The following is a 15,770-nucleotide window of genomic DNA, read 5'->3' as shown; positions in this document are numbered from 1 at the left end:
TTATCCACCCATCAATTTTTTTGTATTATTGAAGAATATTTAAGACGTACAGTAAGAATAAGAAAACAAAAAGTAACACATACATGACAGGACCAACTTCTTTTCTACGACCCGCTGCCATCATTGTGATTGGATATAAAATAAATCCAAAGGCAATACCATATGAAATATTATAAGTTAAAGGCATACCAACAACCATTAAGAATGCAGGTACTGCTATTTCAAAACGGCCCCAATCAATACCTTTTAATGATTGAGCCATTAAAATCCCAACAACAATTAAAACTGGTGCCGTAACTTGCGATGTAACAACAGTTAGAAGTGGTGAGAAGAACAAACTTAAAACGAACATCCCCCCTACAACTAGCGACGTTAATCCAGTACGTCCACCAACGGCAATACCGGCTGAAGATTCAACATAGGCAGCTGTTGGCGTTGTTCCTAATACAGATCCAGCTAACATTGAAGCTGAGTCAGACATTAATGCGCGACCCACTCGTGGCATCTTATTATCTTTCATAAATCCAGCCTGAGTAGCCAACCCGATTAATGTGCCGGCTGTATCAAAGAATGCAACCATCAAGAAAATCAAGACAACAGACCATAATTGTAACGAATTAATTTTATGTAGATTTTCAATACCTACCCCAAATGTTGGTGCCATACTTGGGACAGAAGAAATAATATGCGTTGGTAATTTAATAAGTCCCATTACTAATCCCAAAATAGTTGTCGCAATCATTCCAATGAAGATTGAACCAGGAATTTTTTTTGCCATTAAAACAATAATCACGACTAATCCAAAAATAGTAAGCCACGTTGTTGGAACAGTTAATGAACCAATCGCTACTAAAGTTGATTTATCTCCAACAATAAGTCCACCTTCTTGTAACCCAACAAAGGCAATAAACAAACCAATACCTGCTGCCATTGCTAACTTTAAATCATGTGGAATGGCATCAATAACAATTTCACGTATTTTAAATAATGTAATAAGCATAAAAATAATTGACGCAACCACAACACCGGCCATTGCCGTTTGCCATGGAATACCCATCCCAATAACAACTGAGTAAGTAAAGAAGGCATTATCGCCCAAACCTGGTGCAATTGCAATCGGATAATTCGCTAAAAATGCCATCAAGAAACAACCAAATGCGGCAGAAATTGCAGTTGCTGTAAAGACAGCCCCTTTATCCATACCTGCGGCACCTAAAACTTGAGGATTGACGAATAAGATATAAGCCATAGATACAAAGGTCGTTAAACCGGCCATTGATTCGCGTTTAACCGTTGAACCTGACTCATTAATATGAAATAAGCGATCAAAAATCCCTACTTTTTTCTCTGTGTTATCCATGCGATATATTCTCCCTATGTTGTGCTTTTTTATGTTATATGCATTATATTACGCGTATTAAATTGAAAATCAATAGCAAAAACGTACTTTATTAAAATTTGCAAATAAAACGTTCGTGTTTTTAAACGTGCGAACAAAATAAAAACTGTTAAAAAGGGTTTACCACCCCCATTTAACAGTTCTATTTTTCATCAAAAATCCTATCGCCATCTTTTCTCGTATTAATAGCCATAATACTCAACATAACCAATTGCGCAATCACTGCTGTTGGTGGAAAGAAATAAATCCCGACCAGTACAGCCACAATTAATACCGGATAATACCAACTGGTTAAAATGCCATAAACAATCATTCGATCAATTTTCCGACTAACCTCCGGGTGTTTCTCTTCATTAACAACTTTTATTTCACGCGTTAATAAAATAAAAGTTAAACTCCAAAAACAACAAACGGCAAAATAAGTATATTCCGGTACCCTATCAGCCATAAATCGACCCGTCCAAGCTGTCGCAACTGGAATAAATGACATTGAAAAAATCCAAAAATTATTCAACCAATAAATCTTTTTCGTCACACGTTTCGTTAAACTAAACATAAAATGATGACTAAACCAGCCAACGCCCATAAACAAAAAACTAGTCGCATATGAGAAAAAATATGGAATAATCTTAATCAACTCGTTTAATTTAGCAGTCTCGGGCACCGTAAATTCTAATACCATAATCGTTAATAAAATAGCAATCACGGCATCAGTAAATGCCTCAACCCTTGCTTTATTCAAAATACTAGCCTCAATTCATTTCACATTTTTAGCATCCATTAACGTTAATTACCGTAAGGATTATCAACTAATTTTGTCCGTTTAACTTCATCAATATTATGCGTTCCCGTTAATTGCATTGTCAACTCTAATTCATGTTGGAAATAATTAAAGACATTTTGAACACCTTGATGACCACCAAGCGCCAATCCATAAACAACCGGACGACCAATTGCCACTAAATCTGCCCCACTTGCCAAAGCTTTATAGACGTGAGCACCACGTCTAACGCCGCTATCAAAAACAATCGGCACACGCTTATTAACTGTTTCTGTGACACCTTGAAGTGCGTCAAAAGCAGCAATTCCACCATCAATTTGACGACCGCCATGATTGGATACCCAAATGCCACCCGCACCTGAATCAATGGCAACACTTGCATCTTCACCATCTTGAATGCCTTTAACAAAGACAGGTAAGCCTGAATACTCGGCTAAAAATGCAACATCTTTTGGACTTAAGCGTTGCTTAGCTGACCCATAAACAGCGCCCATTGTTTGGCCAACACCACTTTGGTAGGCCTGAACAATAGGCATTGCTAATGGAAAAGTAAACCCATTTCGTTTATCTGTTTCACGATTACCACCGACTGTTGCATCAGCAGTCAAAACAATTGCCTTAACGCCATTTGCTTTGGCTTCATCCATAATATTGCGATTAATACCGTCATCCTTACTCATATAGAATTGGAACCACTGCGGCTGACCATTAGCTTGATCCGACATTTCTTTAAATGATTTTGTTGCAAATGAACTTGCTGTATAAATTGACCCGTAATCCGAAACACCTTTTGCACTATCGATTTCACCTTTAACATGCGCCAATCCATGGGCAGCGACTGGTGCCATAATAATCGGTGAGGTAATTTCATCCCCAAATATACTTGTCCTTGTATCTGGATGATCAATTTCTTGTAACACCCGTGGTTTAATCAATTTATGATTGAAAGCTTTTATATTCTCCTCCAAAGTATATAAATCTCCGGCACCACTAGAAATATAACCAAATCCACCTTTTGGAATGATTTTTTCTGCCTCTTTTTCCAAATCAAAAGCATTAATAATAGTGATATCTTTTTCTAAATTACTTGCAATATATTCTGTCATATTAACTGCCCCTTTATATTGTACACGACTTATCATAGCTGAATCGTAGCATTACGTTCAATCTTATGCAAGCGTTTACAGTTATAATCATTACAAATTTACACAACCTTTACAGCAATTTGCCTTTTAATTTTACAATGACCCGTTATACTCGGTTTGTACTTGAGTGACACCAAATTTTAGAGGAGGTAATTTTTTGCCACAAATTAAAGCAGTTATTTTTGATTGGGCCGGAACAACCGTTGATTTTGGAAGTATGGATCCTGTTTTTGCCTTTCAAAAGGCCTTTCATGAACGCGGAATGCCAATTACCGTCGCTGATATTCGCAAAGATATGGGCATTGAAAAACATGAGCATATCGCAAAATTAGTCCAATTACCTGAAATTAAAGAAGAATGGTTGGCCCTCCACCTCGACCCAATTTCTGTGGAAGATCAGCAAGCCATCTTCAATGAATTTGAAGTTCTTTTGCTAAAAAGACTTCGTGACCAAACGATGCTAGTCCCAAACCTTTTAGAAACGCAAACTTTCCTCAAAAAACATGACATTAAAATTGGGACAACAACTGGCTACACCCAAAACATGTTATCAGTTGTTGCCGAAAAAGCCTCAGCACTTGGTTACCACCCCGATACGATTGTTTCTAAAGAAGATGTCGGCGAAGGTCGTCCCTCACCACTGATGATTCAATCAATTCTCAGTAAATTTAAAATAAGGAATCCAAAACAAGTCATTAAAGTTGGCGATACAATCATCGATATCGCAGAAGGTAAAAATGCTAACGTTATCAGCGTGGGAGTTGTCGAAAGTAGTAGTCTAATTGGTTTAACACTTACAGAATTCAACGATTTACCCAGTGCAGAACGTACTTCAAAAATTGCCTCAGCAACGCAACAGTTCAAGGTTGCCGGTGCTGATTACATCATTTTAAGCCTAACAGAATTACCCGCATTAATTGAAAAATTAAATTAAGAAAGGAATCACCTAACTATGAAACAGCCCTACCTGTTACTTACACCAGGCCCATTAAGCACAACTCCCTCAGTAAAAAATGCCATGCAAATTGATCTCAGTACATGGGATTCGGATTACACTGCCATTACTGTTGAAATTCAAAATCAATTACTTGAAATTGCTCATGTTAAATCAACTGAATATGCTGCGGTACTTATGCAGGGCAGTGGTAGTTTTGGCGTTGAATCTGTCTTAGAAACAACTATTCCAAAAAAATCACAAAACTCAGATGCATGCCTCATGGTTGTGATTAACGGTACATATGGTGCTCGAATTGCCGAAATGGCTGAAAGAATGGGCGTCAATCATGTTGATCTCGTTATTGACGAAACAACACCAGTCACACTTGATCTCGTTCAGAATTTTCTCAAAGACCACCCAGAAGTGACCCATTTTGCAACAGTTCATTGTGAAACAACGACTGGTATTTTAAATGATATCAACACCATTATCCCTTGGGTCTCAGCCCAAGGAATTGTCACAATTGTTGACGCAATGAGTAGTTTTGGTGGTATTCCCATTAATATTTCTAACTTAAAAATTGATTACTTAATTAGCAGCGCCAACAAATGTATTCAAGGTGTCCCAGGATTTTCATTCATTATCGCGCGTATCGCTCTTTTGGAACAATGCAAGGGTAACTCTCTCTCTGTTTCACTTGATCTTTATGCTCAATATATCAGTTTTAAAGAACATCCTGGAAAATGGCGTTTCACATCGCCAACACATGTTGTTCTTGCCTTCGCACAAGCTTTGAAAGAACTAACCATTGAAGGCGGCGTCAAAAAACGTTTCATTCGCTACACAAAAAATCAACATGAACTCGTCAAAGGGATGGAAAAATTAGGCTATGAAACATTGTTGCCACTAGCCACACAATCACCAATTATCACGACATTCAAGCTACCAAATGCATCATTTGATTTCCCCACTTTCTACCAGGCCCTAAAAATGAAACATTTCGTCATTTATCCCGGAAAAACAACCAAAGAACCCTCATTTAGAATTGGAACAATTGGGGACGTTTCATCAATAGAAATTGCATCCCTATTAACAGCCATTCAAGAAGTTTCAGCATAATTTTTCTCATAAAAAAAGGGGTACTAGAAATTGAAAAAACTAAAAACATTTATTATTGCTTTATTCGTCTTAACAATTGGTATTAGTCTAACGGCTTGTTCATCATCCGGCAGTTCTTCAAAAAAAGATACACTCACGATTGTTTTTTATCCTAATGAATCTGCTAAAGATTTCAATGCTTCTCGTGACGAAATTAAAAATCAAATCGCTAAAGCAACCGGTAAAAAAGTTAAAATTCAAACAACGACTGATTATAATGTCGCTATTGAAGCCATTTCATCTGGTAAAGCACAATTAGCCTTCATGGGCCCTGATGGCTATGTACAAGCCAATAACCAAAATAAAGATGTCCAACCTTTATTCACGCTTTCTGGTGCATCAGGCACGCTAAAAGATGCTAGTTACCATTCTTACTTCATGGTTCCAAAAGACAAAGCATCAGAATACCAAGTTAACGGTAAATACAGTATCAAAAATATCAAGGGTAAAAAGATCTCATTTGTTTCAGTTAGCTCAACTTCCGGTTATGCTATTCCAACCGCAAAAATCCAATCATTCTTTCACTTAAAAGATACAGATCAACTTTCACAAAATGGTAAATTCTTCAAAAATGTCTTAATGGGTAATTCTCATCAAGGCTCAGCTGTTAACTTATTCAAAGGTGACGTAGATGTAGCTGCTTTCGATGATATTGATACAAGTGCCTACATTACAGTTAAAAAAGGCTCATGGACAAAAGTCGGCTCAACTTTCGCTGTAAAATCTAATGCCACAGCACCTTTCACTGACGTACGTGGTAAAGAAAGTGTCGCAATCGCAATCAGTCCCGTTCAAAATGGTCCACTCGTTGCTAATACAAAAGCTTTAAGCAAGTCAGACCAAAAGAAAATCACATCATTATTCACTTCAGAAAAAATGACCAAAAATGCTAAAATTTTGTCACCAGTCAATGCTAAAGTACCTGCAATCTGGAAGAAAGAATCATCAAAATCTAAATTACTTAAAATTTCAGACTCATGGTATAAACCAACCCATGAACTTGTTAAAAATTAACCTATAAGGAGAAAAAGCGATGTTATCTGTCAAAAACTTAAACAAGATTTACGCAACGGGTCAACATGCTTTAACAGACGTTTCATTCAATGTCCCAGATGGTCAATTTCTAGTCATCATTGGCCCATCTGGTGCTGGTAAATCAACGATTTTAAGAAGTTTAAATCAGCTTATAACGGACGATTCTGGCGAAATCAAATTAGATGATCAAGATATCCGTGCCGCATCTAAAAAAGGGTTACGCCGAATCAGACGTCAAATTGGAATGATTTTTCAAAATGCTAATTTAGTCAGTCGATTAACTGTGATTGAAAATGTTTTGCATGGCCGTCTAGGCTATAAATCAACTTTGGCTGGTATGTTCGGCCTTTACACAGAAGAAGAAAAAGAAAATGCCGTCTCACTTCTCAAACAAGTTGGTTTAGAAGACATGATGTACCATCGTTGCGATGAATTAAGTGGCGGACAGATGCAACGTGTGGGTATTGCACGTGCTTTAATGCAAAACCCAAAAGTTTTACTTTGCGATGAACCCATTGCCGCATTAGATCCAGAATCAACAAAAACGGTTATGGATTATCTACGCTATTTAGCTACTGAACGAAATATTACCTGTATTGTTAACTTACACCAAGTTGATATTGCTAAAGAATATGCAGATAAAATCATCGGTATTAACCAAGGAAAAGTTGTCTTTGAAGGAACAGCCAACGAACTAACGCCCTATGAATTGGATGCTCTTTACAAAACAACTAAACCGGTGGTTGCTAATGGATAATCATCACTTTTTCAATCTAAAAAAACGTAAATTTGCCCTTTTGTTAATCGGGTTCTTGGTTCTTTACTATGTGTCGGCAACTTTCGTCGATTATAACAACTTAGAAGCGTTCACTGCCGTTCCTGCAGGTATTAAATGGTTACTGGTGAATTTCATCCCAACCACTCGTTCCGTTAATTATTTACCTTTGATTTTAACTAAACTACTAGAAACAGTTGGCCTATCAATCTCTTCAACCATCATAGCTACTGCCTTTTCACTATTAGTCGCTATTCTTGGTTCAAAAGTAACGGGTATCAACCGTTTTACCATGTTGTTCGCAAGAGTTATCGCTTCATTTTTCCGTAACATCCCTTTGGTTGCTTGGGCAATGATTTTACTATTCTCATTTAAGCAAAGCGATTTTACTGGATTTTTAGCCTTATTCTTCGGCAGTTTTGGCTACTTAACTCGTTTCTTCATGGAAACAATTGAAGATGATGCTGGATCAACAATTGAAGCTCTCGAAACAACTGGGGCAAGCTACTTCCAAATTATCTTTCAAGGGGTCATCCCAATGATTTCTTCAACGATGTTAAGTGGTATTTTATACATGATTGAAAACAACATTCGCGACGCCACTCTTGTAGGTATTTTAACTGGTACGGGGGTTGGTTTCTTATTTAATCTTTACTATAAAAGCTTTCGTTTTGATTTAGTAGGTATGACAACGTTGATGATTATCATCATTGTCATTAGCCTTGAGTTACTTTCAACACAGATTAGGAGATTAATATCATGACAGAACTGACAACGACACAACATTTATCTCAACCGCAACGTCATAAACCCATTCAAGTTCATCCTTGGAACCGGCGGCGTAGTGTCACAGTCGTGGTTGCCTCACTACTCATTGTTGCAACTGTCATCTCATTACTCACGATGTCGACTGGAAATATTAAATTTAGTGCAGCGACTGTCTCCTTCTTTAAAAATCTAGGATTAATTTTTCTACAGCCCGGGCTAAATGGAACAGATTCGTTTGGATCCCTACTTTCAGCATTAGCAACAAGTGTTGCGTTAGCCATTTTGACTACCCTAATTGGAGCCATTATCTCATTCGTTATCGCACTATTTGCCGCAAGAAATTTATCCAACCCAATTATTTCAACAATCATCAGAGTTGTCATGGCAACAATCAGAGCAGTGCCAACCATTTTATGGGCATTAATCTTCTCAATCGTCATTGGCTTAGGCGCAACTGCCGCCGTTATTGGTTTAAGTTTTCATAGTATTGCTTATCTCACAAAAGCTTACTCTGAAAGTATCGAGGAACTAGACGATGACGCTTTAGATGCACTAAAAGTCAGTGGTGCAAGTTGGTGGCAGATTGTCTTTCAAGCTGTTATTCCTGCCACAATCCCAATGCTGTTATCATGGACGTTCATTCGTTTTGAAATGAATTTCACAAACGCTGTAGCGGTTGGGGCTGCTGCAGGCGCAGGTGGTATTGGCTATCAACTATTCATGTCGAGTGGGTTCTACTTCGATTTCCACGAAATCGGTGTTATTATCTATCTTTGCTTAATTGTAGCTGGTATTTTTGAATACATTTCTCTTAAATTACGCAGTAATTATCTGGTTAGAAAATAAGTTAATTAACCAAAAGGAGCTATTCAAATTGAATAGCTCCTTTTGGTTTTAAAACACGTACATTGAATTGTAATAAAGAATATATAGTTCTCTTTTTGATTAAAATTATCGTTAAAATAACTATTCTTAAAAATAAAAACACTTTTTAACTGATTCTTCCATTGACATATCACCTTTTAGCTATTATGCTTAATCACATCAAATCAATTGATTTGAAATAACTGAACGAGGTGCTTAATTTTATGACAGAATCAAAGTTTAGTTCTATCGAAGTTGCAGTTAATCAACTTAAAGATGGTGGATTAATTATTGTTTCGGACGACGAAGGTCGGGAAAATGAAGGTGATTTGATTGGTTTAGCTGCAAATATCACACCTGAAAATTTGAACTTCATCATAAAACAAGCACGTGGATTAGTCTGCATGCCCCTTGAATCAGATCTTGCCAAAAAACTTGGTTTACATAAAATGGTCCAAAATAATACTGAAATTAACGAAACAGCTTTCACGATTTCAATGGATGGCGCGTACGATAAAACAGGGGTTACTACAGGCATTTCTGCATACGATAGAGCTACAACAATACGTCAAGCAATGAAACCTGACGTTCAAGCTAGTGATTTCGTTCATCCCGGTCATACATTTCCATTAATTGCTAAAGCTGGTGGCGTTCTTGAACGAACTGGCCACACTGAAGCGGCAGTCGATTTAGCAAAATTAGCAGGTTTTACACCTGGTGGCGTCATTTGTGAAATTGTTAGTGAAGACGGCCATATGGCTCGCCAACCAGAATTAATAAAACTATCCGAAAAATTTAATTTACCTTATATTACTATTAAACAATTAGTAACTTATCTAAAAAAGCGACAAGCAGCTTAACCCCATTAAGTTTAAATCATCAAACAAATTAATAGTCATAAATTTAATATCTGTCTATTTCTCAACAAAAACAAGGAGATAATTTATGTATTCACCAAGTGAAATTGTAGATTTTAGTATCGAAGCTGGAACCAACAAGATTCAAAAGTCACTAATAGAAAAGCTCATTTTAGGCTTTATCGGCGGTGCCATGATTTCACTAGGCTATCTTGCCTATATCCGCGTATCTGCCTCAATTCCAGCTAATCTAGCCAGTTTAACTAATCTCGTTGGTGCGTCTGTATTCCCAATCGGCTTGATTGTCATTTTACTATGTGGTGGCGAACTCGTTACCGGGAATATGATGGCCGTTTCAATTGCTTTTATGGATAAAAAAGTGGATTTCTTACAATTAGTTCTGAACTGGATTGTGATTACTATTGCGAATGTGATTGGTGCCATTTTCGTTGCTTACTTTTTCGGTCATGTCGTTGGTTTAACCCATAGCGATGCTTATTTAACCCAGGTCATCAGTTTAGCTGATCACAAAGTATCTGCAACTTGGTTACAAGCCCTCATTTCTGGAATTGGTTGTAATTGGTTTGTTGGCTTAGCATTGTGGCTATCTTATGGTGCAAAAGACGCTGCTGGCAAAATTCTAGGCATTTGGTTTCCTATCATGATTTTTGTTGCCATCGGGTTCCAACATAGTATTGCGAATTCCTTTGTCATTCCAGCTGCTATTTTTGAAGGTCATTCTAATTGGCTTGCATTCATTCAAAATTTCTTCTTTGTTTATATTGGTAATATTATCGGTGGTGCAATCTTTGTTTCAGGTTTTTATTATTTAAGCTATAAAAAACATTAAAAATATTGATTTTGTCATAGCTGTTGTTGGTGATAACAAACCTATCATTATCGGCTCTTCATCAATTGTTGTTGGTAATAGATTAAAATCTATTACTGATGACAGTTTTTTTGTATGATGAATTTACAATTGAAGTACAATACCTAGTTAAAATAAAAAATAACTCATACATCATTTGCTATCGTAAAATGATAGTTATCAAGACAACCAAATATGAAAGGAAAAAACTTATGAATTACTATCATCGTTTTACCGAAAATGAACAAGAAAAAATAGGCTCTGCATTATCTGTTGAACCATAACCCCCCCTTTTATCACTGTGAAGAGATCAAAATATTATATTTTTTGTTCTAAAATACTTAAAGAGGTATACTCTTCAAAATATAATTTCAAACTAATTGAATATTCAAACATAAAAGCACCTCATAATTATTAGACATAAACCTAATAATTATAAGGTGCTTCAACCTTAAATGCTCTAATTATAATAAATACTTCATATTACTTATTCTTCTGTGTATCCTTTAGCATGGGCTCTTGATCTTAGTCCAGCTTCAATAGATTCCAAAGATTTATTACGTGTTTCCATAGTGAATTTTGCAATAAACCAAATAGCTACGAAACATAAGACACCATAAATAATAAATAACTTAGCAATTCCTTGACCTTCTGCATTTACGGAATGCATAGGTGTGAATGCAATCAATAACATAGGAAATGATTGAGATACAGCGAAGTTAGCTGTCCAGTTTATAACTGCACCAAATGAATTTCCAAGTCCTCGTATATTAAGTGGGAAAGCTTCTCCAATCATAACCCACATTACAGGGCCCCAAGTAGCTGAAAAGAAAGCGATATAAAGAGTTAAAGCGATAACACAAATCCATGAACCAAGATTTCCATTTCCTGCCTTAAGAACTAACATTGCCGTTGACATCGTTAATAAAGATGCCCCCATTCCAATAGCCCCGTACGTCAACATCTTTTTTCTATCTATTTTATCCATTATTTTAACGGCAACCGCTGTAACAATAACATTGAATAATCCAATGGCAATATGTGATTGCAGTGCAAATTGTTCACTAAATCCAGCTGAAATAAATATTTTAGGCGCATAGTATAATACCGTATTACAGCCCATAACTTGTTGAAATACAGCTAAACCTAAAGCCATTATTAATACAGGCCGAGACATAACCCCGAATAATTCTTTAAAACCACCTGATGGAATATCTGCTTGTAATTTAATATCATGCATTTCTTCTTCTACTAGTTTTTCATTTTTATTCATCGTTAACAGAACATTTCTAGCCTCATCAATTTTCCCTTTTTTCACAAGAAAACGTGGAGACTCTGGAAGTGATAACCCACCAATAAATAAAAGAGCTGCAGGTACTGCTGCTAAACCAAGCATCCAATGCCAACCAACATTCTGATCAAGCCCTAACCAGCCATTAGGTGACAACCATTCATTTGAAACATAAGCTAAAAATATACCAGTCATAATCATCAATTGAAATAATGTTCCTATACCACCACGCTTATCTGCTGGAGATAGTTCTGCCAAATATGTTGGAATTAATGCTGAAGCAGCACCAACTGCTATTCCTAATAATATCCGTGAACAAACAAGCATCATATAACTAAGACCTATACCAGATCCAAGAGCACCAATAAAAAATATAATCGCTGATAATAGCAAAAGTCTTTTTCTTCCGAATTTATCAGACATTGGTCCTATAATTGCTGCACCAACAATCGCACCCAGTAATACTGATGCCGTAATAAAGCCATCTTCAAACGATCCCGTCTTAATTCCTAACTCTTTACCAATAAATAGCATGGCACCTGATATTACACCAGTATCATACCCAAACAGTAGTCCCCCAAGAGCTCCAAAAAAATAAATAAAATTATTTGATATATGCTTACTTTTTAACATGTTTTGTTCTCCTTGTCTATTTGTCATTTTTATAAACTGCTTACTAAAAACATTGTTTTATCATTCTGATATTACAAACTAGTATTTACTAGACAAATCATGTATACGCTTTCATTCTAGCTTTAATTGACAGTGTATTTAATTATTTTTTTAACTAAATACACTATCTACTCTAATTTTTCGTTCTAAATATCATTACGTCTGTAATCCATTAGTCCATGACTAATTTCAGCCGTTTGACCGTATACTTTAGTGTAAAGTTGATATAACTTTTGATATTTTTTAACATTATCAGGATTTGGTAAATATTCTTTCCCATAGCTAACAAATTCCTTAGCTGTATCTTGTAAAGTGCCAAACCAGCCACTACCGGTTGCAGCAATCATTGCAGCTCCCATACCGGGACCTTGTTCATTAACCAACGAAACCACTTTTTTATTGAAAATATCAGCTTGAATTTGTAACCAAACTGGACTTTTAGCACCACCACCAATGGAAACAACGGTATCAAAGTCACTCCCTTGAGAATCAAAGATTGTCATAATATCTTCAAACGAAAAGACAATCCCTTCTAAAACGGCTCTCGTAAAATCATTTTTTGTGTGCGTGCCATCAATTCCAATAAAGCTCCCACGAATATCACCATCTGGATAAGGTGTCCGTTCTCCCACAATATAAGGCGTGAAAAGTAACCCATTAGCACCAACGGTAGATTTGTCTGCATCCGCAACAAATGTTGCAAAATCAGCATCGTCAGCAAAGGTCTTTTTAAACCAAGATAAACTATATCCAGCGGCTAATGTAACACCCATTGTGTAATATTTATTAGGAATAGCATGATTGAAAAAGTGCAACTTACCGTTATAATTCACATCAGCTGAATCTTCATATTTCAATACAACACCAGAAGTTCCAATTGATGACATGACCATATTAGGATATAAAATTCCCGCACCAATCGCACCAGCAGCATTATCAGCGGCGCCACCAAATACTTTAGTCTCCGTTGTTAACCCAGAAAATGCGGAATAAGAATCACTAATATTTCCTGCTAATCCAATCGATTCAATTAATTCTGGGTAAATCGACATTGATAAATCAAACTTCTCAGCAATTTTTTTACTCCAGGTTTTGTTAGCTTCATCCAACATGACGGTACCAGCCGCATCAGAGTATTCCATTGCTAGATTACCCGTCATTCGGTATCGTAAATAATCTTTTGGTAACAAGAAAGTCTTCACTTTTGAATAAATTTTAGGTTCATTTTCCTTAACCCACAATAACTTAGGCAACGTAAAGCCTTCCAAAGGGACATTACGTGTGATATCAATAAAGTCTTGACCCATGACATCTAAGATTTCTTTGCATTGCGCAGTTGTTCGCGTATCATTCCATAAAATAGCTGGACGCAAAACTTGATTATTTTCATCTAATAAAACGAGCCCATGCATCTGACCAGAATAACTAATACCTTCAATATCTTCAGGTTTAACGTGATCATTCAAAATCAAGCGTGCAATGGCAACGGTTGTTGCTGTGACCCAATCTTCAGGATTTTGTTCACTATACCCTGGCTTAATTTGTGATAAAGGATAATCATAACCTTCTTGCGCAACAATGACTCCTTTTCGATCCACAACTGATACTTTAACTGCACTAGTTCCTAAATCGACCCCTAGTACGACTCCCATTTCATTCGCTTCTTTCTACATTTAATTTTTACTACTTTAGAAAATAAAAGAGCTCAGGATTCAGGCACTGCCTCACTCCGTTGCTCTTTTATCGCTGTTGTTATTTACCTAAAACTGAGTAAATGTAATTGTTTAATGTTGATTTCAATTGTTCCAAATGACCTGATTTTGTTGAAGCAATGATTTCTGATTGTGGTTTATCGATAATGTAATCTTCGAATTCTTTGAAGCTTACTTTACCAGCTTCGAAGTCTGCGCCGATTCCTGATTTAAATGAACTGTAACGAGCATCTAAGACTTTATCGAAGACACGATCTTCAATCAATTTAGCTGCAACTCGTAAACCAGCTGCGTAAGTATCCATACCAACCATATGTGATAAGAATAAATCTTGCATTTCAAATGATTGACGACGAGGTTTAGCATCAAAGTTCAAACCACCTGTTGGTAAACCACCGTTTTTCAACATTTCGTACATTACTAATGTTGCTTCATAGATATCATTTGGAAATTCATCAATATCCCAACCAACTAATTTATCACCCATGTTAGCATCTAATGAGCCTAACAAGTTAGCATCGCGAGCAACACGAACTTCATGTTCATAAGTATGGCCAGCTAAGTAAGCATGGTTACCTTCAAGGTTAAGTTTGAAGTCATTTTCCAAACCGTAAGTTTTCAAGAAAGCAATTGTTGTTGCTGCATCTGTATCATATTGATGCGTTGTTGGTTCCATTGGTTTTGGTTCAAGTAAGAATTGACCCGTGTAACCAATTTCATTGGCGTAATCTTTTGCTAATCTAAAGAATTTAGCAATGTGATCTTGTTCCAATTTCATATCTGTATTTAATAATGAGTCATAACCTTCACGGCCACCCCAGAATACATATGATTGAGAGTTAACACGTTTAGCAATCTCTAATGAATGTTTAATTTGAGCTGCTGAGTAAGCAAAGACATCGGCAAAAGGTGCTGTGGCACCACCAGCTACGAAACGTGGATTTGTAAATAAGCTTGATGTATTCCAAAGAACTTTTTTGCCAGTTTCTTCCATGTTTTCAACGATATGGTCAACGATTTTATCAAGGTTCGCATTTGTTTCACGTAATGTGTCCCCTTCTGGTGCTAAATCACGATCATGGAATGCAAAATATTCAACATCCATTTTATCAAGGAATTCGAATAAGTAATCAACTTTTGCAATTGCTTGTTTCATTGGGTCTTCGATTGTATCCCAAGGACGTTGAGCAGTACCATCACCAAATGGATCAGTTAAACGTTGGTCCATTGTGTGCCAGAAAGCAACTGAGAATTTAAGCCATTCGCTCATTTTTTTACCGTTAATAACTTCATCAGCATTGTAATAATGGAATCCATTACCTGCTTGTAACTCTTTTGTATTTCCTACGTAAGTTAATTTTTCTTGTTTAAATAATGACATGATTAGATCTCCTTTTCTTGTTTTAATTATTATTTTAATACCCACTTCGTTACATCCTCAATATTTCAATTCGTAACTTTCCGAAGGCACATAACACCTATCTGTCTTAAGCTATAAAACTAAAATA

14 protein-coding genes are annotated in these 15,770 nt (G+C 36.4%); 8 read left to right on the top strand and 6 right to left on the bottom strand.

Annotated elements, in window-relative coordinates; translation table 11 throughout:
• Positions 1-25: 25 nt before the first annotated feature.
• The 3 genes from ACVPPR_RS00820 to ACVPPR_RS00810 all read right to left on the bottom strand — a co-directional run bounded on the left by ACVPPR_RS00820 (position 26) and on the right by ACVPPR_RS00810 (position 3,286).
• Positions 26-1,360, bottom strand: coding sequence for an NCS2 family permease (locus ACVPPR_RS00820; protein WP_462297828.1), 1,335 nt, complete (start codon positions 1,358-1,360; stop codon positions 26-28).
• A 181-nt stretch (positions 1,361-1,541) separates the two neighbouring features.
• Positions 1,542-2,141: a TMEM175 family protein gene (locus tag ACVPPR_RS00815; RefSeq protein WP_462297826.1), complete on the bottom strand. Its 600-nt coding sequence runs from the start codon at positions 2,139-2,141 to the stop codon at positions 1,542-1,544.
• Between the two features lie 44 nt (positions 2,142-2,185).
• Positions 2,186-3,286: an alpha-hydroxy-acid oxidizing protein gene (locus ACVPPR_RS00810; protein WP_462304364.1), complete on the bottom strand. Its 1,101-nt coding sequence runs from the start codon at positions 3,284-3,286 to the stop codon at positions 2,186-2,188.
• A 196-nt stretch (positions 3,287-3,482) separates the two neighbouring features.
• Between ACVPPR_RS00810 and phnX the strand changes: the two genes are divergently transcribed.
• From phnX to ACVPPR_RS00770, 8 genes are all read left to right on the top strand, one after another.
• Positions 3,483-4,259, top strand: coding sequence for a phosphonoacetaldehyde hydrolase (gene phnX, locus ACVPPR_RS00805; protein ID WP_462304363.1), 777 nt, complete (start codon positions 3,483-3,485; stop codon positions 4,257-4,259).
• 18 nt (positions 4,260-4,277) lie between these two features.
• Complete coding sequence (gene phnW / locus ACVPPR_RS00800; protein ID WP_462304362.1) at positions 4,278-5,381, top strand: 2-aminoethylphosphonate--pyruvate transaminase; 1,104 nt, start codon at positions 4,278-4,280, stop codon at positions 5,379-5,381.
• A gap of 30 nt (positions 5,382-5,411) precedes the next feature.
• Complete coding sequence (locus ACVPPR_RS00795; protein WP_462297822.1) at positions 5,412-6,434, top strand: phosphate/phosphite/phosphonate ABC transporter substrate-binding protein; 1,023 nt, start codon at positions 5,412-5,414, stop codon at positions 6,432-6,434.
• Positions 6,435-6,453: 19 nt separating this feature from the next.
• Positions 6,454-7,212, top strand: coding sequence for a phosphonate ABC transporter ATP-binding protein (gene phnC / locus ACVPPR_RS00790; protein WP_462304361.1), 759 nt, complete (start codon positions 6,454-6,456; stop codon positions 7,210-7,212).
• Positions 7,205-7,993 (top strand): ABC transporter permease subunit, encoded by a 789-nt coding sequence (locus tag ACVPPR_RS00785; protein WP_462304360.1) that lies wholly within the window; start codon positions 7,205-7,207, stop codon positions 7,991-7,993. The genes phnC and ACVPPR_RS00785 overlap by 8 nt, the downstream gene beginning before the upstream one ends.
• A complete protein-coding gene (locus ACVPPR_RS00780) occupies positions 7,990-8,844 on the top strand; it encodes a PhnE/PtxC family ABC transporter permease (protein WP_462304359.1) in 855 nt (284 codons plus the stop codon). Before ACVPPR_RS00785 ends, ACVPPR_RS00780 begins: the two co-directional genes overlap by 4 nt.
• A 242-nt stretch (positions 8,845-9,086) precedes the next feature.
• Positions 9,087-9,722: a 3,4-dihydroxy-2-butanone-4-phosphate synthase gene (gene ribB, locus ACVPPR_RS00775; protein ID WP_462297817.1), complete on the top strand. Its 636-nt coding sequence runs from the start codon at positions 9,087-9,089 to the stop codon at positions 9,720-9,722.
• Between the two features lie 85 nt (positions 9,723-9,807).
• The gene (locus tag ACVPPR_RS00770; protein ID WP_462304358.1) at positions 9,808-10,569 is read left to right on the top strand and encodes a formate/nitrite transporter family protein; all 762 of its coding nucleotides are present in this window, start codon (positions 9,808-9,810) and stop codon (positions 10,567-10,569) included.
• A gap of 505 nt (positions 10,570-11,074) precedes the next feature.
• On the opposite strand, the gene ACVPPR_RS00765 is transcribed toward ACVPPR_RS00770, so the two are convergent.
• The 3 genes from ACVPPR_RS00765 to xylA all read right to left on the bottom strand — a co-directional run bounded on the left by ACVPPR_RS00765 (position 11,075) and on the right by xylA (position 15,643).
• Positions 11,075-12,511, bottom strand: coding sequence for a sugar porter family MFS transporter (locus ACVPPR_RS00765; protein ID WP_462304778.1), 1,437 nt, complete (start codon positions 12,509-12,511; stop codon positions 11,075-11,077).
• Between the two features lie 185 nt (positions 12,512-12,696).
• Positions 12,697-14,202, bottom strand: a complete 1,506-nt coding sequence (gene xylB, locus ACVPPR_RS00760; RefSeq protein WP_462304357.1) for a xylulokinase — start codon at positions 14,200-14,202, stop codon at positions 12,697-12,699.
• Positions 14,203-14,302: 100 nt separating this feature from the next.
• Positions 14,303-15,643, bottom strand: a complete 1,341-nt coding sequence (gene xylA / locus ACVPPR_RS00755) for a xylose isomerase (RefSeq protein ID WP_462304356.1) — start codon at positions 15,641-15,643, stop codon at positions 14,303-14,305.
• Between the last annotated feature and the right edge of the window lie 127 nt (positions 15,644-15,770).

Source organism: Dellaglioa sp. L3N (assembly GCF_054941095.1).
Note: the sequence above shows the minus strand (reverse complement) of the source record. Positions and strands in the feature narration are given on the sequence as shown.